General features: G+C 56.8%; 24 protein-coding genes and 2 pseudogenes. 8 read left to right on the top strand and 18 right to left on the bottom strand.

Annotated features, from left to right (window positions below; all coding sequences use genetic code 11):
* The first annotated feature begins 2 nt into the window (after window positions 1-2).
* Window positions 3-374: a DUF2147 domain-containing protein gene (locus FBZ97_RS28790; RefSeq protein ID WP_145323517.1), complete on the top strand. Its 372-nt coding sequence runs from the start codon at window positions 3-5 to the stop codon at window positions 372-374.
* A gap of 32 nt (window positions 375-406) precedes the next feature.
* Complete coding sequence (locus FBZ97_RS28795; protein ID WP_173004656.1) at window positions 407-826, top strand: DUF2177 family protein; 420 nt, start codon at window positions 407-409, stop codon at window positions 824-826.
* Window positions 827-865: 39 nt separating this feature from the next.
* On the opposite strand, the gene FBZ97_RS28800 is transcribed toward FBZ97_RS28795, so the two are convergent.
* A complete protein-coding gene (locus FBZ97_RS28800) occupies window positions 866-1,366 on the bottom strand; it encodes a TspO/MBR family protein (RefSeq protein WP_233788750.1) in 501 nt (166 codons plus the stop codon).
* A gap of 210 nt (window positions 1,367-1,576) precedes the next feature.
* Here FBZ97_RS28800 and FBZ97_RS28805 point away from each other — a divergent pair, with 210 nt between their 5' ends.
* The 4 genes from FBZ97_RS28805 to FBZ97_RS28820 all read left to right on the top strand — a co-directional run bounded on the left by FBZ97_RS28805 (window position 1,577) and on the right by FBZ97_RS28820 (window position 4,698).
* Window positions 1,577-2,155 carry a sigma-70 family RNA polymerase sigma factor gene (locus FBZ97_RS28805; protein WP_246661887.1) on the top strand — a complete coding sequence of 193 codons (579 nt, stop codon included), beginning with the start codon at window positions 1,577-1,579 and terminating at the stop codon, window positions 2,153-2,155.
* Window positions 2,152-2,802 (top strand): ChrR family anti-sigma-E factor, encoded by a 651-nt coding sequence (locus FBZ97_RS28810; RefSeq protein WP_145323514.1) that lies wholly within the window; start codon window positions 2,152-2,154, stop codon window positions 2,800-2,802. The genes FBZ97_RS28805 and FBZ97_RS28810 overlap by 4 nt, the downstream gene beginning before the upstream one ends.
* A gap of 340 nt (window positions 2,803-3,142) precedes the next feature.
* Window positions 3,143-4,249 carry a PAS domain-containing protein gene (locus FBZ97_RS28815; protein WP_145323512.1) on the top strand — a complete coding sequence of 369 codons (1,107 nt, stop codon included), beginning with the start codon at window positions 3,143-3,145 and terminating at the stop codon, window positions 4,247-4,249.
* Window positions 4,250-4,263: 14 nt separating this feature from the next.
* A complete protein-coding gene (locus tag FBZ97_RS28820; RefSeq protein ID WP_113396209.1) occupies window positions 4,264-4,698 on the top strand; it encodes a response regulator in 435 nt (144 codons plus the stop codon).
* A 367-nt stretch (window positions 4,699-5,065) separates the two neighbouring features.
* On the opposite strand, the gene FBZ97_RS34880 is transcribed toward FBZ97_RS28820, so the two are convergent.
* The 6 genes from FBZ97_RS34880 to FBZ97_RS28845 form a co-directional block, all read right to left on the bottom strand.
* Window positions 5,066-5,281 (bottom strand): hypothetical protein, encoded by a 216-nt coding sequence (locus FBZ97_RS34880; RefSeq protein WP_246661888.1) that lies wholly within the window; start codon window positions 5,279-5,281, stop codon window positions 5,066-5,068.
* A 145-nt stretch (window positions 5,282-5,426) separates the two neighbouring features.
* Window positions 5,427-5,741, bottom strand: coding sequence for a transposase (locus tag FBZ97_RS34885; RefSeq protein ID WP_246661889.1), 315 nt, complete (start codon window positions 5,739-5,741; stop codon window positions 5,427-5,429).
* A gap of 412 nt (window positions 5,742-6,153) precedes the next feature.
* Complete coding sequence (locus FBZ97_RS28830; protein ID WP_145323511.1) at window positions 6,154-6,612, bottom strand: MarR family winged helix-turn-helix transcriptional regulator; 459 nt, start codon at window positions 6,610-6,612, stop codon at window positions 6,154-6,156.
* A gap of 79 nt (window positions 6,613-6,691) precedes the next feature.
* The gene (locus FBZ97_RS28835; protein WP_145323509.1) at window positions 6,692-7,408 is read right to left on the bottom strand and encodes an SDR family oxidoreductase; all 717 of its coding nucleotides are present in this window, start codon (window positions 7,406-7,408) and stop codon (window positions 6,692-6,694) included.
* Between the two features lie 63 nt (window positions 7,409-7,471).
* A complete protein-coding gene (locus FBZ97_RS28840) occupies window positions 7,472-7,846 on the bottom strand; it encodes a hypothetical protein (RefSeq protein ID WP_145323507.1) in 375 nt (124 codons plus the stop codon).
* Between the two features lie 21 nt (window positions 7,847-7,867).
* Window positions 7,868-8,752 (bottom strand): NmrA family NAD(P)-binding protein, encoded by an 885-nt coding sequence (locus FBZ97_RS28845; RefSeq protein ID WP_145323714.1) that lies wholly within the window; start codon window positions 8,750-8,752, stop codon window positions 7,868-7,870.
* A gap of 110 nt (window positions 8,753-8,862) precedes the next feature.
* On the opposite strand from FBZ97_RS28845, the pseudogene FBZ97_RS34890 reads away from it, so the two are divergent.
* Window positions 8,863-9,388: pseudogene (locus tag FBZ97_RS34890) on the top strand (hypothetical protein); the annotation flags it as partial.
* Here FBZ97_RS34890 and FBZ97_RS28855 read toward each other — a convergent pair.
* From FBZ97_RS28855 to FBZ97_RS28900, 10 genes and pseudogenes are all read right to left on the bottom strand, one after another.
* Window positions 9,372-10,105 (bottom strand): annotated as a pseudogene (locus tag FBZ97_RS28855) (glycine betaine ABC transporter substrate-binding protein). The pseudogenes FBZ97_RS34890 and FBZ97_RS28855 sit on opposite strands and share 17 nt — an antisense overlap.
* Before the next feature lie 229 nt (window positions 10,106-10,334).
* Window positions 10,335-11,309, bottom strand: a complete 975-nt coding sequence (locus tag FBZ97_RS28860; protein ID WP_145323505.1) for an alpha/beta fold hydrolase — start codon at window positions 11,307-11,309, stop codon at window positions 10,335-10,337.
* A 102-nt stretch (window positions 11,310-11,411) separates the two neighbouring features.
* Complete coding sequence (locus tag FBZ97_RS28865; RefSeq protein WP_145323503.1) at window positions 11,412-12,239, bottom strand: AraC family transcriptional regulator; 828 nt, start codon at window positions 12,237-12,239, stop codon at window positions 11,412-11,414.
* A 167-nt stretch (window positions 12,240-12,406) separates the two neighbouring features.
* A complete protein-coding gene (locus tag FBZ97_RS28870) occupies window positions 12,407-13,036 on the bottom strand; it encodes a glutathione S-transferase (RefSeq protein WP_145323501.1) in 630 nt (209 codons plus the stop codon).
* 257 nt (window positions 13,037-13,293) lie between these two features.
* Window positions 13,294-13,689: a hypothetical protein gene (locus FBZ97_RS28875; protein WP_197044229.1), complete on the bottom strand. Its 396-nt coding sequence runs from the start codon at window positions 13,687-13,689 to the stop codon at window positions 13,294-13,296.
* Between the two features lie 200 nt (window positions 13,690-13,889).
* Window positions 13,890-15,824 (bottom strand): methyl-accepting chemotaxis protein, encoded by a 1,935-nt coding sequence (locus tag FBZ97_RS28880; RefSeq protein WP_145323497.1) that lies wholly within the window; start codon window positions 15,822-15,824, stop codon window positions 13,890-13,892.
* Between the two features lie 857 nt (window positions 15,825-16,681).
* Window positions 16,682-18,076, bottom strand: a complete 1,395-nt coding sequence (locus FBZ97_RS28885) for a glycosyltransferase family 39 protein (RefSeq protein WP_145323495.1) — start codon at window positions 18,074-18,076, stop codon at window positions 16,682-16,684.
* Complete coding sequence (locus tag FBZ97_RS28890) at window positions 18,073-18,849, bottom strand: ChbG/HpnK family deacetylase (RefSeq protein WP_145323493.1); 777 nt, start codon at window positions 18,847-18,849, stop codon at window positions 18,073-18,075. Before FBZ97_RS28890 ends, FBZ97_RS28885 begins: the two co-directional genes overlap by 4 nt.
* Window positions 18,806-19,786, bottom strand: a complete 981-nt coding sequence (locus FBZ97_RS28895; RefSeq protein WP_145323491.1) for a glycosyltransferase family 2 protein — start codon at window positions 19,784-19,786, stop codon at window positions 18,806-18,808. Before FBZ97_RS28895 ends, FBZ97_RS28890 begins: the two co-directional genes overlap by 44 nt.
* Complete coding sequence (locus FBZ97_RS28900; RefSeq protein ID WP_246661890.1) at window positions 19,783-20,178, bottom strand: GtrA family protein; 396 nt, start codon at window positions 20,176-20,178, stop codon at window positions 19,783-19,785. Before FBZ97_RS28900 ends, FBZ97_RS28895 begins: the two co-directional genes overlap by 4 nt.
* Before the next feature lie 485 nt (window positions 20,179-20,663).
* Here FBZ97_RS28900 and FBZ97_RS28905 point away from each other — a divergent pair, with 485 nt between their 5' ends.
* Window positions 20,664-21,248 carry a DUF4337 family protein gene (locus tag FBZ97_RS28905; protein WP_145323489.1) on the top strand — a complete coding sequence of 195 codons (585 nt, stop codon included), beginning with the start codon at window positions 20,664-20,666 and terminating at the stop codon, window positions 21,246-21,248.
* Between the two features lie 26 nt (window positions 21,249-21,274).
* Here FBZ97_RS28905 and FBZ97_RS28910 read toward each other — a convergent pair whose 3' ends face one another.
* Window positions 21,275-22,240 (bottom strand): magnesium transporter CorA family protein, encoded by a 966-nt coding sequence (locus tag FBZ97_RS28910; protein WP_145323487.1) that lies wholly within the window; start codon window positions 22,238-22,240, stop codon window positions 21,275-21,277.
* Between the last annotated feature and the right edge of the window lie 815 nt (window positions 22,241-23,055).

Genomic DNA, 23,055 nt, shown 5'->3' on the forward strand with positions numbered 1-23,055 from the left:
GCATGAGAGCGATGATTGGAGCGATTGTTTACCTGGCCGCAGCGTCCGCAACTAATGCGCAAGCGGCCGGAATCGAGGGCCTATGGGCTCGGGCAGATGGCAACGCCAAAGTGAGAGTTGCCCCCTGCGGATCGGACATCTGTGCAACAAATACCTGGATCAAGCCGGGAACGCCAAGCGAAAGGGCTGGTGACAAGCTGGTGATGACGATCAAGCCCGATGAACATGGCTTCTATTCCGGCGAGGCTTTCGATCCCCAACGTGATTTGAGCTACCGGATTACAGTGAAAGTGGATGGCGATCGCATGTCCACGAGGGGTTGTGTTATTGCCGGCCTGATTTGCCGGGGCGTCGATTGGACACGCATCCGCTGATCGACCGAAGGAAGGCCGCTATGGAGAATGTGGTGAAAACTTATGTCGTCGCCTATGTTGTCACATTGGTCGTGTTCGTCGCTATCGATTTTATCTGGTTGAACAGCATGACAGATCGTCTTTACCGGCCTGTAATGGCAGACATGCTTGCAGCTGACTTCCGGCTCGCGCCTGCCATCGCCTTCTACCTGATTTATGCGTTTGGACTTACGGTTCTCGCTGTTCGCCCGGGGCTGATCGGGGAGTCGATCCAGACTGCTATAGTGTGCGGGGCGATGCTCGGCCTTACGGCTTATGCTAGCTATGATTTGACCAATCAGGCGACACTCAGGAACTGGTCGACTGTTCTGACCTTGGCCGATCTATGTTGGGGTACGATCCTCTCAGGCATTGCCGCCGGTTGTGGGCAAGCGGTAACGGCGCGCCTCCTCGGATCTCTTACACATGGCTGAGGATCAGGTATGCGTTGTTGTTGGCGACAGCTTGCACATTCAGCGATTTAGCTGCCAAATTTCGAAATTGAGCGCTATCGCGAAGGCAACCCAAACAGCGACAGGCGCAAGGCTGTAAGCAGCGATCCGGTCGAGGAGGCGAAACTTGAGGATTGTGAGGAGGATTAAAATCCATTGCGGAACGATGTTGATAAGCCCAAGTAGCGGGCTATGGAGCGCAAAGAACGCCCATGACCATGCGGCATTGAGCGCCAGTTGCAGATAAAAGCAAATGAGCGCCGCCGACTTTTGCGGTTGATCACCTGGAAGTATCCATATGCGCCAGACCGCAAAGGACATAAGTGCATAGAGGCTTGCCCAGACCGGCCCAAAGATCCAATTCGGTGGATTGAATGCGGCCTTGGCAAGGCCGGCATACCAACCCTCAATGTTCGGCAAGGTCGCCCACTGTCCGAGAACAAGGGTTAAGATGACCGGGGTCACCGCGAGGCCGGCCTTCAGCAAAGGCTTTTGTTGGTTCACTGTTTTTCGCGGCATCATGATCTCTCTTCTCGCCCGCTTCCTGCACGGCGTTTCCCAAACCGAAGCCTTTGTTCCTGCTCTTCAAATCTGATACGTGGATTTTTCTGGATCGGATCATGGGATCCATGCGGCATTGCCCATCGTAGAAAGCGCATGTATGTTTCAGCACCGCCTATCGATAGCCGTGGCAAACAGAACAGCATCATCTCCTTCGAAAGGAGACGAGCGGTGACGACTTTGCACGAGCACGATCCATTGTCGCGCGAAGCGGTCAATCAACTTGTTCTGGCGATAGCAATCCGTCAGGATCGCCAGGCCTTTGCCGAGCTCTTTAATTTTGCAGCGCCCAGGATCAAGGCTTTCATGATGCGCTCGGGCTCGACGGCTGAAACTGCCGAAGAAATCGCCCAGGAGGCGATGCTTGTGGTCTGGCGCAAGGCGACTTATTTCGATCCGGCGCGTGCCAATGCGATGACATGGATTTTCACGATCGCCCGCAACTTGCGGATTGATTTTCAGCGGAAATCAAAATCGTCAAATCAGTCGTATGGTGACGAAACTGAGGTCATGCAGGCCGCTGAACCCACGCCTGAGGAGATTTTGTTTATCAGGGCGGACGAGGAAAAGGTTCGCGCCGCGCTTCAAGCGCTGAGTTCCGAACAGGAAGAGATCATCAGATTGTCCTTTTTCCGTGATCGTCCTCACTCTGAAATTGCAAGGGAATTGGATTTGCCGCTTGGCACTGTGAAGTCTCGTATCAGGCGTGCACTTGGAAAACTTAGGGATATGCTGGAAGAAACATTATGACGAGCAAGCATCATCCCAGCGATCAGACTCTCCTGCGTTTTGCTGCAGGCACGTTGCCGGCCGGTCCTTCACTCGTCGTTGCCGCTCATTTGAGTGGCTGCCCTTTCTGTCAGAGGCGTGTAGCGACATTCGAGGCCGTTGGCGGGGAGATGCTGATCCGGACGGAACCACAGGCGCTTTCTCCTGGAGCTCTTGAACAAACGCTTGCGCGTTTGGATCAAGACGGGAATCCCAGCCATGTCGCGCCGCGTCGGTCACGGGCTTCCGTCGATGGCATCATTCTTCCGAGCCCATTGGCTGGTTGCGAAGTTGGTCCCTGGCGCCCCGTAGGGCCGGGAGTCAGGCTTAGCCGTATTCGCGTGCCTCACGCGCCAGAAGCGAAGGTGATCCTGCTGAAGGTAAAAGCGAATAAGCACATGCCGGTGCACGGGCATACGCATCTCGAGGTGACGCAGGTTCTGAAAGGATCGTTTTCGGATGGCAATAATCGTTACGAGCCGGGTGACTTCGTCGAGGGTGATGATGAGACGGATCATAGCCCGGTGATCGGCGGCGACGGCGAATGCATATCCCTGGCGGCTATCGAGGGACATGTCCGCTTTAAGGGATTTCTTGGAAGGTTGCTCGGGTCTTTTGCCGGCATCTGATTGCGTTTGACCGACTGCTAAGGGGAGAGGCCTCAAATCGTTTGTTTGGAACAATAATTCGTTCTAGTCATTTCGGTTGTGGAGTTCAACGGAGAGTAGACCCGGTAGTGTTCGGGTGGAGACGGAATAATTCTGATCGAAAGGCCAATACAGGGGCGCCTCAAAAAAAGCAAAACCTGGATGTACACTTGATTGAGAGAGAAGCTAAGGATTAATCTTAGCGTTAGTCATATATGGGGGTGACGTATCAGAGGATTTGTTCGCGCAATCGGAAGGGCAATACTGTTGAAATTAATCGGCTATCCCCAATTTCGCTCCTCTAGGCAAGGGATCGAGTATTATGGACCGAGATCAGGATCAGCAAGAGGCAAGGCAAGCTGGTGAACGGCTTGTAGCGGCTCATTCGAGCGAAGACCCTTTCGCCGCGGCATTCAAGGCAACGCGTATGCCGATGATTATTACTGACCCCAATCAACCTGACAATCCGATCATCTTTTGCAACGGAGCCTTCGAACGGTTAACGGGATATTCGAACGACGAGTTGATCGGGCGCAATTGTCGAATTTTGCAAGGTCCAGGGACGAGTCGGGAGACTGTCGCTGCCGTCCGCGATGCACTTGCCGGCGGGCGCGGTGTCTCCGTCGACATTTTGAACTATAAGAAGGATGGCAGCGCGTTCTGGAATGCATTGTTCATCAGCCCCGTTTGGGACCGCCAAGGTCGGATTATTTATTTCTTCGCTTCGCAACTCGACTTCACGAACATCAAAAGCAGGGAAGCGGATCTGGCATCACCCCGTCATCAAGCCGAAGAAGAGGTCAGAGATCGCACCAACGATTTGCGCGCCGCACTTGCGGCAAAGACCGTGTTGATTCACGAAGTCGATCACCGTGTCAGAAACAATCTTCTGACCATGGCTTCGATCGTCAAGATGCAATTGAGGTTGACGAGGGACCATGGCCAGCAAAATGCCCTGATGGCCGTGCTCAACCGAATCGAAGCAATAAGCATTGTCCAGCGTAAGCTTTTTACAACCAACGACGTCACTCGCTTTGATTTGGGTGATTTCGTGTATGAACTCGTTTTGGACCTGCTCGGAGCTATCAAGCGTGATGATATACGACTGACACTCGATATTTCGACGGCTTATGTTCCGGCGGCAAAGGCGTCGCCGCTTGCACTTATCGTGAACGAGCTGGTCGGCGACGCCCTCCGCCGTGGGATCAGGGACAGCGGAGGCGACATTCATGTTGTCGTCAAGCGCTTCAACGACCGCCTTCTTATCAGGGTGGAGGACATATCAGAACCCGTGTCTCCCGATGAGGTGAGCTCAGAATTGGGCCGGCTGATTCTTGACAGATCGGCGCAGCAAGTTGGTGCCATGATAGATCGAAAGCGCGAGGGGCGGCACACAACCGTGGACCTCACTTTACGGGTTGAAAGCTAGAAGGAAATACTGCTTTGAAAGTCATGATCGTTGAAGACGAAATGTTGCTTGCGATGGAGCTCCAATGGGAGATCGAGGCTGCCGGTCATACGGTTGTCGGGCAGGCGGCAAGTGGCGTTCAAGCACTGGAACTTTTGGAAACGTCTCCACCGGAGTTTGCATTTGTGGACATCCAGTTGCAGGATGGTCCGAGGGGAATCGATTTTGGGCGAGCGCTGGCTGAAAGGAGTATCCCGTACGTCTTCGTCAGCGGCAATATCAAGAAGCTGCCGCCGGACTTCGCGGGCGCGATTGGCGCTATCGAGAAGCCTTACACGATGAACGGAATTTCGAACGCTCTCGAATATCTGTCCGCCGTCATTGCTGGTGATGAGGACAGATCGCCGCCAGCAAGCCTTGTGCTTGCTGAAGACACTCTCCAGACCAATCCCAGCAAGAGTGTGCAGTGAATTTAGGTCTTGGATTCTCAAATGGCGGTAGAGAGTCCGCAAACGGTTCGGCTGCCCGTCCTTGACCGGTAGTCAGGCTGGATTCTTTCGACAAATGGCTCTGATTATGAAATCGGCCCGAACCGATAGCTCCGAGAAATTTGCTTGAGAGACCTGTGCGCAGGTATGCTTTCCGGTTGAATTTGCTGCATTTTCTTGTAATAGAAAGCCTCCCAGGCTCATCGGCACGCCCGACTTGGACCGGCGACCGTTGGCAGGGCGTGACGTTTGTCACCTACCCAACTGCTGCAACGATCTTCAAACTGCGTTTCATATTATAGGCGATGGCGGTCAGGCGGATTTGAACACCTGCCTTCGCCAGGCCTCGCTAGCGCATTCGGCGCAGACCATAGCTTCGCCTCCAGGTGCCGAAGATCTTCTCGATGCGGCCACGAATGCGGTGGATCGGTTGGTTCCAGGCCTCAAGGCGTGACCGTATTTCGGCTTCGTCGCGCCCCCACATACCGGTGGCGACAACCCGCGGGATACTGCCTTTGGCGATGACCGCTTTGCCGAAATGGTCACCGCGATGCGCTATCGGCATAAACGTCGCCGGGGTTCTCCGGCAGCGCATCAGGACCAGCCTTACCGTCGTTGATGTCAGCGCAAATGCAAGGCAATTGTCGTGTGGCTGGCGTGACGGCGATCTCCTCGACAAGAGCCATATCGGCGTCGGCACCGACAAGGGCCTAGAAGCCATGAACTGCTCGGCGACCCTTATGCTTGACCCAGTGGCCCTCGTCATCAAAGCGCAAATGTAGGGCATTTGTCGCGGCCTCGCTGATAGACGCGATGATCGTCGCATCGACAAGTGTACCGGTTTTCACCTCGATCGCCTTGGCCTTGAGCTGGCGCGTGACCTCATCGAACAAGGTCTTGTCCAGGCCATAGGCGATAAGGGCCTTTCGAAACCGGACGAACGCTGTCCGCTCCGGCGTCGGCTCGGATCGGGAAAAACCGCAGAACCGTCGGAAAGAGGCTCGATCATCCAGTGCCTCGGGCAAGCTTCACGTCCGAACGATCATACCAGATCGACAAAAGCATCGCCTTGAACAGAGCCGATGGCTGGCAGGCGGGCTCTCCCTTGCCGGCGCACGAGACAACGCTGAGCGCTTCATCGACCGGGTCCCAATCGATCAGCCGGACGAGATCGTGGAGGGAAGATAATGCACATCGATCAACGGCAAATCCGAATGCTTCCTGTCCTATTCGGCGACGACTCATTACCAAATCTCTATCTCTCGACAGAGGCATTGAATCATCAGCAATCACAGACGTCTACAAATACCCATGCACAGGTCTCTTAGAAACAAATAATCAACGTTTCGACGGGTGCGATTCTCATCAAGAGCAAACGAAATTCATCCCGCTGGGCATGGTAGGCGCGGCTACAATAGCACCGCGCAGCCTGAGTCATCAAAGATCCGGATGCTCAAATCCGTCTTCCACGGCGAGGGCATCGAGTTCCTTCCTGAGTGTGGCGACGCGGGTCGTGCCGTTGAGGTTCGCGAACTCTTGCTGTGCTGCCTTCCAAAGAGGCGATGCCTTGTCGTGCAAAGCATGACCTTCACGCGTTAACTCAATAACCCGATAGCGGCCGTCGGAGGGCGATGGATTCATTGTCACGAAGCCGTCCCTCTCCAGCGTTCCGACCATCTTGCCCATCGCCGTGCGTTCGACGTCGAGCCGCTCGGCCAGCATGTTGACCGTCGCGCTCTCTGCCTCTGCGAGCGCGGCGAGGATGAGAAACTGCGTAATACGTAGGCCGGCCGGCTCCAGGTGAGCGTCGTACAGTCGTGTGATCTGTCGGCTCGCTCTCCGCATGGCATTGCAGTTGCACTGGTCTATTCCCAAAGGTTGGTTTGTCGACAACATTGTCTTTCCTTTCAACTCCACTAGAGCGGCGTCTTCAGCAAGTTGCCGAAGACGCCAAGCATTCGCCAAGCTTGGTGGCTTAGAATAATCCGGCCGGGGGCGTGATGTAGCCGGGCACATCGTCTGCAAGCGTGCTCTTTAGCAGAATCGTGCCCTCGTCCGCCATGATCTCGCTTTTGCCTTTAGCAAGCGCGTCGTAGGTCTGGATCGCGACATCGGCGGGACTGGTCTTCGGCACGTCGATGCCGTTCGTCAGATCGGTATCGAGGAAACCGACATGGAGTCCAAGTACCTGGATGCCACGATCAGCGAGGTGGAACCGCACCTGGTTGGTATAGCTCCAGGCCGCCGCCTTGGACGCGGCATACGGCGTCAGGTAGGGTCGCGGCAGCCAGACGATGTCCGAAAGGACGTTGATGATCGCCGCTTTTGGCTGCTTTGACAGAACGGGTTCGAACGCCTGCGTGACCCGCGCCAGACCGTAGTAGTTGGTGTCGAATAGGGACTTCGACTGCGTCTCGAAGTCCATAGCGAGGGGATTATCGATCAGGGCCGCAATACCCGCGTTGTTGATCAGTATCGTCGTGTCCGCGGCCGTTTCGGCCGCGGCGGCGATCGTCACGGGATCGGTGACGTCGATGCGGATTGGTTCAACGCCTGGTTCGTCGAAGCCGCCGGTATTGCGCATGCCGGCGTAGACCTTCTTCGCTCCGCGGCGGACCGCCTCGCGGGCGAAGGCGAGGCCCAGGCCACGATTGGCACCAGTGATGAAGATCGTTGAGTTTCTGATTTCCATGACACTTCTCCTTGATTTGCAGATCTAAGGCTCGCCTCCAGCACGTAGATCGAGGGTTACGGTTTAAAGAAAAAGTTCATCCGGCAACTGCCCGGACAGCGCCGTACGAAGGTGGTTGGCGAGCGCCACGACGGCATCGACGGGACCCATTCGGACGCTGACGCGCGAGACGGTCCCGTCAGGATTGCGATCGACGACGGCGACCGCATTGAGACCTTCACCGCTCGCCAACTTCGCTTCGTATTCGAGAAGCGTCCGCGAGCCGACGGCGCCGAGAAAGGTCGGCTTCTGCTCGACATAGAACTTGCCCACGGCGTCCACGACCTCGCGGATCCTTTCACTGCCCACCACCGGACCGCGCAGGACGGAGCTGATCAGCTCCGCGTCCTCGGTCAGGTCGTCGAGGAAAGGATGTCGTACTTCATGTGTGTTCGACATTGTCGTTCTCCCTCGTTCACCTCAATGGAAGGCGCCGCGATATTTGGCGATGAATTCCGGAACCGATAGCGCAGGTGTTCCGGTTACGCGCTCGACGACGTCGTTGGTGCCGGCGAATATGCCTTCGCGGTAGTTCTGCGCGACTTCGACGAGGTGCTGGATCAGGAAGGGCGGGAACTTGTACAGGTTCTGCATCTTGTCCTTGAAAGCCTCGATCGAGGTCGGCGCGTATTCAATCTTCGTGCCGAGGACATCGCTCATCGCGGCGGCGATCTCGGTGTGGTTCATCTCCACCGGTCCGTGAAGTGTATAGGTCTTGCCGCCGTGACCTTCGGGGTTTGCCAGAAGATGAGCGATCACGCGGCCCTGGTCGTCGGAGCTGATCGGCGCATGGCGGCCGTTCTCAAAAGGGAACTCGATCTTCTTCGAGGCCCAGATCTCCTTGGCGAAGTGCGGATAGACGAGCCAATCGGCGAAGAACGTCGGCCTCAGATGGGTCGTCGCTACCCCTGACCAGTCGAATATGCGCTCCGAGACCCAGTGATCCTGCGCAGCATGACTAGTCGACTCTCGGCGGGCCGAAATCTGCGACATGTTGACGATCGCGGTGACGCCCGCTTCCTTGGCCGCCTGCGCGAAGTATGCCGCGGCGCTCAGGATTCCCGGTGCGATGGGATGCAGGAAGTAGGCCGAATTTACGCCTTCCATCGCCGAACGAATGTGGTCGATGTCCGTGAAGTCGCCAACGGCGATGTCGACGCCTCGGCCGCGCAGGGCTTCCGCGCGTTCGTCGTCCGAGCGGACGTAGGCGCGAACCTTTCTGCCCATCTTCAGTAACTCGTCGATCGCCGCGCCGCCGGTGCGTCCGGTTGCGCCACTGACCAGTATGTCTGCTCCTTCGCTCATCATCATCTGTCCAAATAATAAGAGCATATGCTCTCGATGGAGGATGAAATAAGAGCATATACTCCTATTGTCAAGCTTTCTTTTGAACGACTAGGAGTGGGTTCGGCGCGTACAGTCATGCCGCGCTGACGCTGCGGCAGCATCCGGTCGCCTTCCTTCGCAAGGACCTCTCGGAGCTCAACATCATCCCTGTGCCGACGCGATGACTGCACGGGACGACCGTTGGGTTCAAACGGCGGGCCTGGTGCTTGTGCGGCAAAGGCAGGGACGGCCAAGGGCGTCTTGCCCATTACCATCGAGTACGAGATAGGCTCGGCCAATGTCGTGGTATGGCTGACTCTGTTTGAGAAGAGCCGGCGTGTCGTGCTGGGGTCCTCGATAAGGGAGATCAACGGCCGTATTCAGCGGGAGGAGGAAGTCGTGCATCTCGTCGCCCAGCAGCTCCTCGAGCTGACAGGCGATCTGTACGGCCTTACTGATCGTGACGAGACCTTCAGGCTGCCGAATGGTCGTGGCGACGAGTCAGTGGGGGAAGCTGCGCCGCATTGTGCATGGCCAGATCGGTCAAAAAAGGTCCGAATCAACTTCCAAATGCAGCGGTGGCTTCAATGCAGACTTATCACAGGGACGCCTTAACCTTTTCCGCCACGTCAGGCCAAACCCATTTCATCCAGAGGTCCGGATAGGTCTGGAGGAAGTACTTGGCGCCGTCCTCGTTGGTGCCCTGGTTTGCGTCCATACAGGCAAGGATCTTGCCGACAGTCTTGTTGTCCCACTTGCGGGTTTTCAGATAGTCGGGAGCCACGCCGGAGCGCTCGGCGAACTGTTTGGTGACCACAGTGAGGACGATCGAAACGGGATAGGAGTTCACCTTCCGATCAGGGCAATCGGCGACCGCCGTGCATCGATCCCATTCCGCCTTATCGTTGGGCGTGCCGAAATCAAGCTGCACCATATCGTATTTTCCCATGTGGTTGGTGCCCAATAATAGCCGGCCCACCCCGTCTTCTTCTCGAAGGCATTTGCGATCGAGCCGTCGAGCCCCGCGGCCGATCCCGTTTCGACCAGATCGAAACCCTTTTGCTTGGCCCCGAGCGCCTTGTAGAGATTGCTGGTGACGATTTCGCAGTTCCATCCAGAGGGGCAATTCATGATCGCGCCGCGCGACGGGTCCTCAGGGGCCGGGAATAAATCCGGATGCTTCAGCGCTTCCTGCACCGTAGTAATCTTGGGATGGGCGTCTGCGATGAATTTCGGAATCCACCAGCGCTCGACACCGCCGTCGCTCAGGAGCGGAGCGAGCTCGATCAGGCGGCCTTCCTTGACCGCGGCATCCAGAGGCGTTCGCACCACGGAGCGGATGGGGGGCCTGAGGCGTCGGCCATTATTGCTTCGAGGACGCCCTTGAGACCACCTCAAGCTTGATCGCGAACTTCCCGCAGCGGAGCCGAGACCTTAAGGTCGAGATGCTCGCGACCAAGACAATGGCGAGCGGGAAATGTCCGCTCCCCTCAGCGCCGCCGCTGACGCCGCCGCCTGCAAGTGAGCGGATAAGAGCGGCTTTGTTGCTTCCGACGCGCCTTTAGTTCTCCTCTGTGGAACCAAGATTCTGGCGGAGGAATTCGAGAACATCCGCATCGAACGTCTTGTGGAACGCGGCCCTGTCAAACCCCGCTTCATCCGTGCAGATTTCCGGCCGCGACTTGGTGAAGCCGGGCGGGCATGGTGCGAGGAAGGCGAAGTGGCCTGAACCAGGCACGACATGGAAATCCGGCTTCCTCGGCAGATCGGCGACGAGCGCGGCGACATTGTCCGGCAGCACACCATCACCGCCATGTTCGGAGCTCCAGAGCTGGATTGGAACGTCAACCGCCTTCAGGCTCTCCTTCGTCGAAAAGAAGCTCAGCGGATCGGCAAGCACGAGGGCCTTTATGCGCGGATCATGGGCGAGCGGTTCGGACGGTATTTCGTCTCGGCGGATCTCACCGCAGATCGGAGCGGGCTCTGGGCAGGGAACTGTAGGATCACGAAAATCCGGGACAGCGCCGGCGAGCACCAAGCCCGTATACCCGCCCCGAGAGAAGCCGAAGAAGCCGATGCGATCCGCATCGATCTTTTCCGCCTGTGACCAGCTGGCAAGCAGGAAATCGATCAGTCGCTTGATGTCTCGCGGCCGCTGAAACATGATTGAAATATCGCCAGACCGGCCGGGATCGGAAAAGTTATCGCCAGGATGGTTGAGTGCGACAACCAGGTAGCCGGCATCGGCCAGCGTCTCCGCTACATCGTGATGGTTGAGGGAACCGCCGCCATGGCCATGCGAGATGATGACGAGTGGAAGCTTGCTCCCTGAGATCGGGCAATTGCGGACGGCGGCCACCGTCATCGGTCCAAGCTTCACCTCCTCCGGCGGCGTCGCGCAGGGCGACCAGACGGAGGCGCTAAGAGCGGGACCGTCTGCCGACGCAGGGACCTGAATGGATGTCAGGCCTGCCGCTCTAGCCGACGAGGCGGCAAGACCAAGGACCAAAAGAATTCCAATCTTCATGAAATGCATTTTCTTCTCCGGGAACGGGGTCAAGGGAGACAGGGATAAGTGATATCGACACGCCCGCCCTGATGCCGGCATGTTCCATGCGAAAGATCGATCTTGAGCAGTTCACGCCGCGATACGACGCAGCGGGATCAGTAGATCGGTGGTTATTTCGTGCTCCATCACCCTAGTCGGATGGTTGAGATAGAGCTCGACAATCGGGCGGTCGTCAGGTTCATAGCCGCTCTGCGGCAGCCAGCCGCCGAAGAGCGTCTGAAAGGTCGGCGAAATCAGGGTGTATGAACCCATGAGTCGATAGCAAGCGTAGAGACCATCGGGCAGGTCACGCCGCTCCAAGCCTTCGGTCGCGACATCATCTGGCGGCAATATGACCGCGGCGAAGTACCAGAACCCTGTTCCTTGTTCAGGGTCGCCGGAGCCGATACCGATCCGTGTCATGTCATGCCAGATCCGCCCGTGCTCCGCCAGCCTTTGTGAAAGCCGACGAAAGGTGTGGGGTATCGTCTGAGCCGGTCCTTCATGACGCAATCCAAAGAGTGTTGCGGGCGGCCGGTCCTCGACCGTAACGCTCGATAGATTTTCAGTGATCGCCTGTTGTTGCAGTTGGAATGCGGACGGGGTGAGGCCGGTCATACCACGAAAGGCGCGGGCGAAGCTTTGGGAGCTGTCATAGCCTGCCTCGAACGCCGTTTCGGTGACCGAGGCGGGACTTGCGGTCAATTGATTTGCGGCCTGTGCGAGCCGCACCCTGCGGATCGTGGTGGCCACGCTTTCGCCCGTCATCGCCCGATAGAGCCGATGAAAATGGAACGGCGAGAAACGGGCGACCGCCGCCAGACTTTCGACGGAATGAGGGGCAGCGGGCTCTAGAAGGATCGCCTCGATGACCCGGGCAATGCGCTGGCGGTAGCTTTGTTCTGTAGCGGTTTTCATGGCGTCAAGCCTTAGCACGACTGACGGGGCACTGCGGTGCAGCACTTGCGGATTTTGCTGTCGGCCACTTTGAGCCGTATATGCTCAACCCGGGTCTTCGTTGCTATCCATCGAGTGTATGACGGGAGCGTCTTTCACAAGCCCACACGCTGTGCCGAAGTTGCTTATCACGGTAGTTTGTCATAACCGCCGCGCCGAAATGCTGGGCGTTCCTGAAGGCGCGCGAAGTAGGCGGCGACCGCAGGCAGTTGCGGGCGTTCAATCGGTGTTTTGAGCCAGCGATTGACCGAGAGGCCGATCACGATGTCGGCGGCGGTGAATTCCTCACTCGCGACAAAAGGCATGCCCAACGAAAGCTGCTTTTCCAGAATGACCATTTTGCTGTTCCAATCGCGGGTGCTCGCGGCGATCAGCGCGGGTTCCGAGTAGGCTGCATCCTGTCGCACCAAACCAAGAAAGGCACCGCGCCAGGCACCGTTCAGATCCGTCGCCTGCCAGTCCATCCATCTTTCGACCAAAGCTCTCGGCCAGGGGCTGAGAGGTAGGAGATCCTCGCGGCCGTACTTGGATGCGAGGTAGCGGCAAATTGTATTGGACTCCCACAACACACCATCTTCACTCTCGACAACCGGTACTAGTCCGTTTGGATTGAGAGCGAGGAACGTCGTCTGTGCGGTTGAGGAAAATCCAAGCCCCCAATCCTCGCGCACATACTCGATGCCTATCTCGTCACATGTCCATAATACTTTGCGAACATTGATAGACGACACCCTGCCGAGAATGCGAAGAACAGTCATAATCCACTCCCATGTACCACGATCGTGGATAGCCGAGGGCTCGCGTGCGTGCACGCACCAAAAAAGTCATAGCGACAACAAACGTCGCGCCGGGCTTCCGTGAACACGATACGCCCAGCCTTCGGAAAGATCCGGATAAACACAAGGCACCGCGCTCGCCGGTTGGCTTGGGGTTGCGCGATGCTTGGGGACGGCCGACGCCCATTACCGATATTAGATATCGTGCCCGGACGGATGACAGCAACTCGGCAGGCCTCCTATGAGGGCTTTTGGTCAGCGGCGGGACGATGCAGACGTAGCCCGCGCCGCATATGGTTGGGGGAGACCCGCGGCAGGGGCTGTATTTCGCGCTGATAGGCCTCTCGGGGCCATTTCCAGGCTTCCAGGATTTCGTAGTCCCGACTGTAGAGGATCCAGATTAGCTGATCCCAATCATAGTTTCGCACCTTGGGCACGACGGTAACAGCACTGCCCCGTTTATCGCTCGGGCGATTTGCCTTGATCTGAAAGCGCTGGCCTTTGAATTGGAAATCAAATCCTCCGCCGGCGGCGGTAGCCAGCTTCACCGACGCGCCGTATTCCTTCTCCGACATTCCGAGCAAGGTAACCGCCGCATCATAGCCAGAGATCGCGGACATGATGGACGGCGCCATTCCATATTCGTCTTGCCAAGCAAGCGCGATGCGAACGAGCTCATCTCGAAATGTCATGCCTGACGCCTCACATTCGCCTGCCGCGATAAGCCTCACCTGATAATCTGCTGTCTCGCCGCAGTCGATGATCGCCCCCGATCCTGCTTCGAATGATCAGCAAATCGTCGCTACGAGTCCAAAAACTGACGTCAGTCCCAGAATTAGAACTCTTCCCAGGAGGTCGCTGCCGCTGCCGCTGTAGCGGGACGTCCGAATGCGCCGGCGATCTTGGAGCGCAGCGCCCGTGCAGGCGAGGCGGTAGGGTTGGAACGTTCGGTGGCTGCGACCGGTCTTGCAGGCGAGCGCCCTTTCTGCAGATTGAACTGTCCGAGCAGCTCGTTCAGCGCCGTCACCTCCTTGGCAAGGCTGTAGCTTGCCGCGGTGGACTCCTCGACCATGGCGGCGTTTTGCTGCGTTCCCTGGTCGATGCTGTTGACGGCCGTATTGATCTCCTGCAAGCCGGTCGCCTGCTCGCGGGCAGCCTCGACGATCGCCCGTACATTGCGGTCGATTTCCTCGACTTCCTTGACGATCTGCTGCAGCGATTGCCCCGTTCTGGTGACGAGATCGACGCCGCTGCCGACCTGCTGGCCGGATGTGGAAATGAGCGCCTTGATCTCCTTTGCCGCCGTGGCGGAGCGCTGGGCGAGTTCGCGGACTTCCTGCGCGACGACGGCAAAGCCCTTGCCGGCGTCACCCGCCCGCGCCGCCTCGACGCCGGCATTGAGCGCCAGCAGGTTCGTCTGGAAGGCAATATCGTCGATGACGCCGATGATGTTGGAAATTTCGCCTGAGGATTTCGAGATGGCCTCCATTGCCGAAATCGCGTCCTGCATGACTTCGCCGGATTTTTCGGCGCCGATGCGCGCGCGTCCGACCAGCGAACTTGCCTCTTCGGCGCGCCGGGTGGAATCCTTGACGGTCGTGGTGATCTCTTCGAGGGCTGCCGCCGTCTCCTCGATCGAGGCTGCTTGCTGCTCGGTGCGCTTGGAGAGGTCGTCGGCGGCCGAGCGGATCTGGTTGGCGCCGGCGGCAATGGCCTGGCCACCCTGACCGACCGCGACCAGGGTCTCCTCGACCTTCGCCATCGAGGCGTTGAAATCCATCCGCAGGCGATCGAGATTCGCGACGAAAGGCTGCTCCAGGCGATAGGTCAGATTGCCGTTCGAGAGTTCTCCCAGGCCCTGTGCCAGACTGTCGACTGCAAACTGCGCATCCGCGGCATCCTTGGCCTTCTGTGCCTCGCGCTCAAGCCTTTCCTTTTCGGAGAGGCTGCGGCCATCGGCGGCTTCTTGCTCCAGGCGCAGACGCTCGATGGCGCTGTCGCGAAAGACGGCGACGGCCGCAGCCATCTGGCCGACCTCATCCTTGCGCTCGATTCCCGAAACCAGCTCGTCGGTATTTCCTTCGGCGAGAGATACCATGCGCGCCCGCAGCCGTTCGATGGGGGCGGCAATGCCGCGCGCTGAAACGAGGATGGCGATTGCAATGGCTGCAGCAAAGAGAAGGCCGAGCGCGATCAGAGCGTCGTCAATGGTGCTGTTTGCTTGGTCTGCCAACATGTCGCTCTTGTTGTTGAGGGACTTGTTGAAGGCGTCGAGCCACTGACGAATCGAAACGACCTCGTCATTGATCATCGGATCCACCTGCTTCAAGAGCGTGCCGGCAGTATTGTTATCGTCGACTAGGCCGGCTTTGACGGCTTGATCGGTCAGAGCAATGATATCATTGGCCCTTGCGGCGAGCTTGTCGATTGTATCCGCTTCTGTCGGAATCAGCTGCCTCGCGTTGGCGAAACGCTGCAGCAGTACTTGCTTGTTCTCCTGATAATCCCTGGAGAAGGCCGCCATCTCCGGGTCCTTGGCTTTATACTGCAGGATCTGATAGGCGTTGTAACTCATGGCGGTCATGCGCTGGCTGGCTCTCGAAATCTCCACCGCCGCCGTTTCATCCTTGGCGATAAAATTCGAGTAGGTGCCAACCGTATCCCTATACTGGTTCGAGACGACGAGGACGCCGGCGATCCCGATCAGGCAGATCGGTGTTATGACCGTGAGGACTTTCGTCTTGATCTTGGCGTTCTGAAGAAATGACATGGCTTGTTTCGCTCTCGGGAGAGGACGGCAACCGCTAGGATGATTAGAGAGGGAGTGCCAGCGATGACCTGATCTGGATGATGGAGGCATTACAGAGAGGGAGCATCCTGCTCGTCGCATCTTGGCGCTGTGTAATGACGATTGCGCTTCCTAGCTGACAAAGTGGTTAAATTGACGAAACATTGCATAAATTTAATGTTAAATATTACCTTGATTGAGCTGTCGTTGTCAGTCCAATAACTGCTGATTGCGGTAAATTCCAACTTGCTAACATCAAGGTAACTGATGCGACTATTTGCCGATTATGAAATTAAATGCCACGTGATTACGCACCTTCTCGAATGCAAGTAAATCATGGGGCAAGAACCGATGCGTGCTCAGCTCTTAACCTGAGTCAGAGCATCCTTGCAAACAATAGATGCGCACAGTAGTTCGTGCACGAGGGCAGGCCGAAGATTGCCCAATGGCCTCTGCCTCACCGACTGTTTCAAATATCGATAATGTTGGGGTTCTACGGTTCGGTTCTCTTCAAGAGCTAAGAAACCCTCGAAAGCGAGATACTTGCGTACTCCCCGTAATCGCCCAAAGGCATAAAGGCTGGGGATAACTGTCGTAGCATTGAACGTGGTCTTTAACACAAGGCTAGTCCGGCGGTGGTTAGGTGTCGGGCCTTATGCGGGCCGATTCGGTAGTCAGGACGTGGGTCGCACGACCACCGTTTTGAATGCGGAGTGACAAGAGATTTCAGATCGTCGCAAAGATGCTTGTGAAGTGCCGCGACACCCATGGCGATCGAAATCGTTGGATGGGGGCCCTTTATTTAGCGTGAAGCTCTTTGTTGGTCCGGATTGGGGTCTTCACTCCACAGCAGGCCTGACAAACAAGAAATACCTTTGATCTTCGGCCATGGGTTTAAGAGTATCGCCGAAACGCGCAACGAGCGCGTCGCGTTGATCTTTGGGCACCAACACGCCATCGCCAGGGGTTAGCCATTTGGCTAACTCCGAGACTGTTTTCAGCTTGGTGATCTTGCCCTTGCTATAGAACTCGGCGGAAAAGCTGCGCGAATCGAGTATGGCGAGTCGGCCGGCGGCTGGGTGGTCTGCAACAAGATTCGCTTCACTGGGCAGGAGCGCGCTGTTCACGTTCGTAAGGGAGACGGCGGTCACGCCGATTGCGACAACTACTATTTCCAACATGCCCAGCTCAAGCCAGCCCGCTCCGGAATGCCCGGTGCGTCTCCACAGGATCACTGCAAGCATTGCGGCTGCTGGCACCCCCGGAAGCACATATGCAAGAAGAATGTTTGCGGCTGCGGTGAAAAAAACCAATGGTGTGAGCGCGAACAGGAGCAGGTATAGACAAAGCTCGTCGCCTTTGGGCATTCCAATCTTTCGCTGTCGCCAAAGCAGAACGGGCAATAGCGGGCTCCAAGGCAATGTGGCCACGACCCAGAACAACCAGATCGTACCCCTGGGACGCTCACGGCCAGCACCGTAGAGGTCGCCCGTCCAGCCGGGTTGCAGGAAACGCTGGATGTGCTCGCCGACAATGAAATAGCGAAGAAAACCGGGCGTCGCCATTTCCGCCAATACGTACCAGGGTATGACCAATACCGCGCATGCCGCTACCCCGCCAGCCCACGGCAAGCGACCGAGGTCCTTCCAGTCACCGCGCCACATCATCCAGATAAGGATAGGGGTGCAAGAAAGAACGATAGCGACCGGCCCTTTGGCCAGCAGCCCGATGGCAAGTCCTAGAAAAAACAACCAGCCCCAGTGGCGGCGACCTTCCAGGCCAGCGTAGAAACCAGCCATGCTGGCGGTGACGCCAAGAGTTAGTACCATATCTGTCTCTACAAAGGCCGCGGATACGAAAAACAAGCCGGAGCTGGCGGTAACGAGTATCGCGACCGCCATGGTTCCACGGTCGATTAAAGTGCACCCCCATCGCCAAAGGATTGCCAGCGTTGCGATTGTTGCTGCCAATATTCCCAATCGTGCGGCAAACGGCGTCGCACCGAATGCCGCGATACCCGCCGCCGAAAGCCAGGTGTGCAAAGGTGGTTTTGCCCAGAATGGAACGCCGTAGTCGAATTGTGGGGTGATCCAGTTGCCGGTTTCGACCATTTTACGGGCGATTTCGGCATAGCGTGCTTCGGTTGGATCTGTCAGCGGCACCCAAACCATCGCTAGCAGCCGTACACCCAGCAGCAGGATCAAACCCCAAAGAATGCCGAGGTTCTTGGTCATATTGCCGACTTTTCACTCAGAATTTCCGTTTCGGCTGCCCGGCTTTCGGGGGCATGGCCGGCACATTGCATCGGATCCGTCGCGTCTCCGGGATGGAGCATCACGAGGCAATGTGGGCCAGCCTTCGACAACAGACGCGGAAGCCATCGCCGAACATCGTCCGGATCATCAAGGCGGAGAAAACCTGAGAAATCCTTGTTCGTCTGTAGTCCTGCTCTAACGAACAGAGCCCGTGCCCAGGCCGCCATCGCCATGATGACCAATCCCTTCCGCCCTCCGGCCCGCAGATTGCGCCACCGTGCGGCCCAGGTGGCAGGCAATGGTACTCGCACCCACGTCCCGGGTTTGCGCGGCAGGCGTAAGATCATTGGCGCGATTGCCGGGAAACAATGGCAATGCTGATGGCCATCGTAAAAGTCAGGCAACGTTCCGAAGATTGAAACGAACTCGTTCGTCTGCCGCATCAGCGATGCTTCAATGTCATGAAGTCGCTGTTCACTCTGCATCGGCCATATCAGCGAAGCTACGTGCCAGGTGGGCGCGTCTTCACAGAAGGCCTGCGTGAGGTTCAGATGCAATCCAACCTTCGCGCCGGCATTCTGCAAGGCTCTCAGTCGCTCAATGTCTTCAAGCTTGATCCCCTCATTGACCATCACCGAAGTGCCATCAAGCCGTCCTCCCTCGATGAGCTCAAGGATTATGCGATCATGCCCCCGCCCCAGCCCAAAATCATCCGCGATCCGCAATGGTGTTTTCCTTGCGACTGATGTCATCGGAGAGGATGTAGATAGGACGTTTCTTGGCCTCCAAGACGGACTTTCCGACATACTCGCCCATAAGGCCCAAAAACATCATCTGGACGCCTCCAAAAAAAGCGATCAGCGCAAGAATCGACACAATGCCGGGCGGAACAGCAGAGAAGAAGAAGTGCTGAATCACGATGTAGATGCCGTATGCCGCACTTACCGCGGCGATAACGATCCCAGACAAGGCCATCAAACGCAGCGGCATGGTGGTAAAGCTGGTGATTGCGTCAAGCGTCATCAGCAAAAGCCGGAGCGGGTTATAATTGCTCTTGCCCCGGAGGCGTGGTGGCGGCTCAAGGGGGAGGCCGGTCTGGCGGAAGCCGACCCAGCCGTAAAGGCCCTTCATGAACCGGTTGCTTTCGGGCAGACTGCGCAGCGCGTTCATAAAGCGCTGATTTACCAGGCGAAAATCACCGGCGCCCGGGGGGATCTCGTAACGAAGATCGCGATTGATGACCCAGAAGAACACTTTTGACAATGCGGCCCTCATCGGCCCCTCGGACCTGCGACGGCTGGGCTTGTAAGCATAGACGCTGTCTATATCATCTGTCAGCCAGATACGAACAAAATCAGAGATCATCTCCGGTGGATGCTGAAGATCTGCATCCATTAGAACTGCGGCATCGGCATACTGGGCGGCATCGATCCCTGCGGATAGCGCCGCCTCCTTGCCAAAATTCCGTGAGAACCGGAGCAGACGGGTCGAGCGCGCCCCAAAGTCATGTTCTTTCAGTAGGGCAAAACTGCCGTCGGTGCTGCCGTCGTCGATAAGGATGTAATCGATGACGAGCCCGAATTCACCGGAAAGGCTATCTGCCACCTTACCCAGTCGATCAAGCAGATCAGGCAGGCCCTCTGCCTCGTTATAGACGGGAATGATGATTGAAAGGGTCTTCGCCGTCATGATCGTGTCTTTGCGAAAATCACAGTTGAAGACATGGCGAAATTGATGATTGAGACCAATCCGATCGCAAGAAGAAGCACCAGAGCAAGCGGTAAGCCAGCATAAAGCCCTGCATATAGCAACAAGGCGCGTATCAGGTAGATGAAACAGGACCACAACGTAAAAAGAAGAAATCTATGACGTATATTATCCTGTTCGCCCCGAAATGTTACCCGGTCATGAAAGAGGAACGTGATCGATGCACTTATCGTCATTGCCAGTGCGAGCGCTGTATTTGGCTCTATTTTCAATAAAGTGCTTGATGCCAGTGTTACGACATAATCGATTGCGGCACCGATTGCGGAGCCGCCGGCGAAGAGAGGATAGCGTTTCAACATGCGCGAATTCAGCATGCCTGCCCGCCCCCAAGCAGCTTCGGTCTCTCCACGCGCTTGGAATAGGCCAAAATTGAAAGCGAATCAGCTGCGCCGTCAACATTCTCTATCGAAAATCTCATCGTTTCCCTCACACTCCAGCGGAGGTAGGAGTTATTTCTGACGGCTACCTGAATGCAACGGCAACGGAGACGAGGTTGTGTCCGATATCCATCAGTGCCACAGGCGAGCGCCGCCGGTTCGAATCTCTTCAAGAGCAATTGGGTAACTACCAGTAGGTAAGAGGTCGTATGGAAATGTATTCCAGGCTCCCAGTCCGGAAGGTGCTCGGTATCTATAGATCGGATCTGAGCTTCTCGGGGTGCCCGGTAACAGACTTGAGCTTCGGTCAGACGCACTTGAGAGTTGGGTGTTGTTGGAGAAATTCCTTCTCAGCCTGGTTCCAGATCCGGAGATTCATGCGAGAATATGCGTTCTAATTGTTTTACTTTTTGAGCTGCACAATGCCTGAAGAGATCGAGGTTGATACCGACAAGTTGCGCGAAGCTATCGATGAGGAGATCGAGCGGAAATCCGCCTCGCTGCTGCGCTCCATTGCTCTGACGACGGCGTTCTTCGCCGCGTTGGCGGCAATCGGCTCCCTTTTGGCAGGAGGCTCGATCAACGAGGCGCTGGCTTTAAAGACCGAGGCGGCTCAAAAACAGGCTCAAGCTTCTGACCAATGGGCTTATTATCAGGCGAAAGGTATCAAGGCTGCGATCCTCAAGTCGCAGATGGAGCTGCTTGCCGCGCAAGGCAAGCCAGTGGCGCCGGATCTCGATGAAACGAGCCGACGATATGCGGATGAGGAAAAATCAATCAGCGCCGCAGCCAATGAACTTGAAAAAATGCGGGACGAGAAGGATGAGGAGGCCAATCTCCTTATTCATCGTCACCACTACTACGCCTACGCCGTCGCCATGTTGCAGGTCGCAATCGCGCTGGGTGCCGTGGCCGCCTTGACCCGGAGACGCCTGGCGTGGTGGGGATCCGCAGCTCTGGGCCTCGTCGGTGGCGTGCTCCTACTATGGGCGTGGGCCGCGGGGTAGTTCGGGCTCCGTTGTCATACGGTCGGTCAGAACCAGCCCTTCACCTTGAACCAAACCAATGGGATGACGGTGCTCAATATGATGACCGCCCAACCATATTGATATCCCCAAGCCCAATCATATTCGGGCATGTTCTTGAAGTTCATGCCGTAGATGCCGGCGACCAGAGTCGGGGGAATGCCGGCGATCGACACGATGGTAAGAACCTTGAATATATCGTTCTGAGCGATGCCGATCAGTCCCACGAGAGCGTCCAGCACGAATTGTACCTTATTGGCGAGTTGCTCTTCATAGTCCACGAGCGAGTGGATATCTCGGCATAGTCCTGCCAGACGCGGCTCAAGATTTTCCGACCATCCCTTGGCTTGCTGTTCTGTGTAGGTCACAACGCGTCCGAGACCCTGCAAACCGTCTCGAATTTGCGAGAGACGGTCTCCCAGACGCCCTACCTGGCGTAATTGTGCTCGCAACAGCTTGTTGGCGTGGGCTGCGTGATGGCCGCGAGGGTCCTCTGCGCGAAAGGCCCCCGTTGAAAGGCCATTGAGCTCTCCTGCCAGGTGCTCAAGGGCATCGGCCACCCGGTCGACAATATCCTCGCAGAGCAAGGTGAACACCTCAAGGCTCGACTTCGGCGCATCCTGTGCGGCAAAGCTTGCCGCGACGGCGTCAACAGCCGGCAGTGTCATAAATCGGACCGTGACGAGGCGATCCATGGATAGGACAAACCCGAGAGGAGGTGTCGTATCGGCCCCCTCTGGATGTCGGGCTGCCGACGGCGTACTCATGTAAAGCACGCCATGCTGATTTCTCAGTCGGCTCGAGGTTTCGATTTCACTGAGGGCACCAAGGGAGGGGAGAGGTGCACCAATAACCTCCTCCACCTCCCTCAATTCGGCACTACTAGGACTCAGCAGGTCGATCCATAAGGCTTCTGCAAACGCTTGAGGCTGGCCCTTCTTTTCGCCTTGCGGCACCGGGAAAACACTTAGCATTTCCTGTGATCACTCTCTACAGTATGGCGATAAACTTTCGGTTCGTCCAAGTATCGAACTCAGTCGACCGAGCGGCAATTGGCGAAAATGACCGCCGGAAGCAATGATATGTTCCGGCGCCTCAATTTTGTCCTCACCATCTTTGAAGAAATGGCTGAGATCAACAAGTACAAAACTCCTCCCGGGAAACCGATGCGCTGCGGCCCCACGGGAATCAGCGGATGCGGCGGCGATTTTGCAGCGCGCACGTCCGATCAGCATGGCTGGTTGACGTCGCGGGGCCAGGGAGCTGTTCGATGTGGCTGGCATCCGGGCCTACGGCATTACCGATCCACCGTGAGCAAAGTACTGGCCGCGCATTTCCCGTTGCAGAATGGATTGTTCCGCGGGGACGAGGGAGGATACCTTTCAGAAGGAATTCTTGTTCGAACCCTTTCAAGAGCGATGAATAGGACCTCTATCAATGTTCTCGTGTAGAGGTCTCGCGCCTGGCTGTTAATGGGCACGGTCACTATCATCACCTATGGTCGAGTCTGAGGAAGCCGCCCGCAATCTCATAAACTCTGATGGCTTTGTCGTCGGACCTTGAAGCGTCACGGCCGAGCGGACGTCATTTGCTGGATAACAGACCGTGGCATATACAGGCGGTATATGTTTGTTAGAAAGCTGGATCTCGTGGGTGGCTCCGTGAGCGATGCAATAGGGGTGGCAATTCAACATCTTGTCTTATGACTGTGCCTGCTTCTTGTGAGAAAAAGAAGCGCCGGAGAGGACGGCCATCCTCTTCCGGCGATGGGGGATGGATCGGAGACGCG

Origin of the sequence: Rhizobium sp. ERR 942 (assembly GCF_007828395.1) — a bacterium.
Taxonomy (GTDB): Bacteria; Pseudomonadota; Alphaproteobacteria; order Rhizobiales; family Rhizobiaceae; genus Rhizobium; species Rhizobium dioscoreae.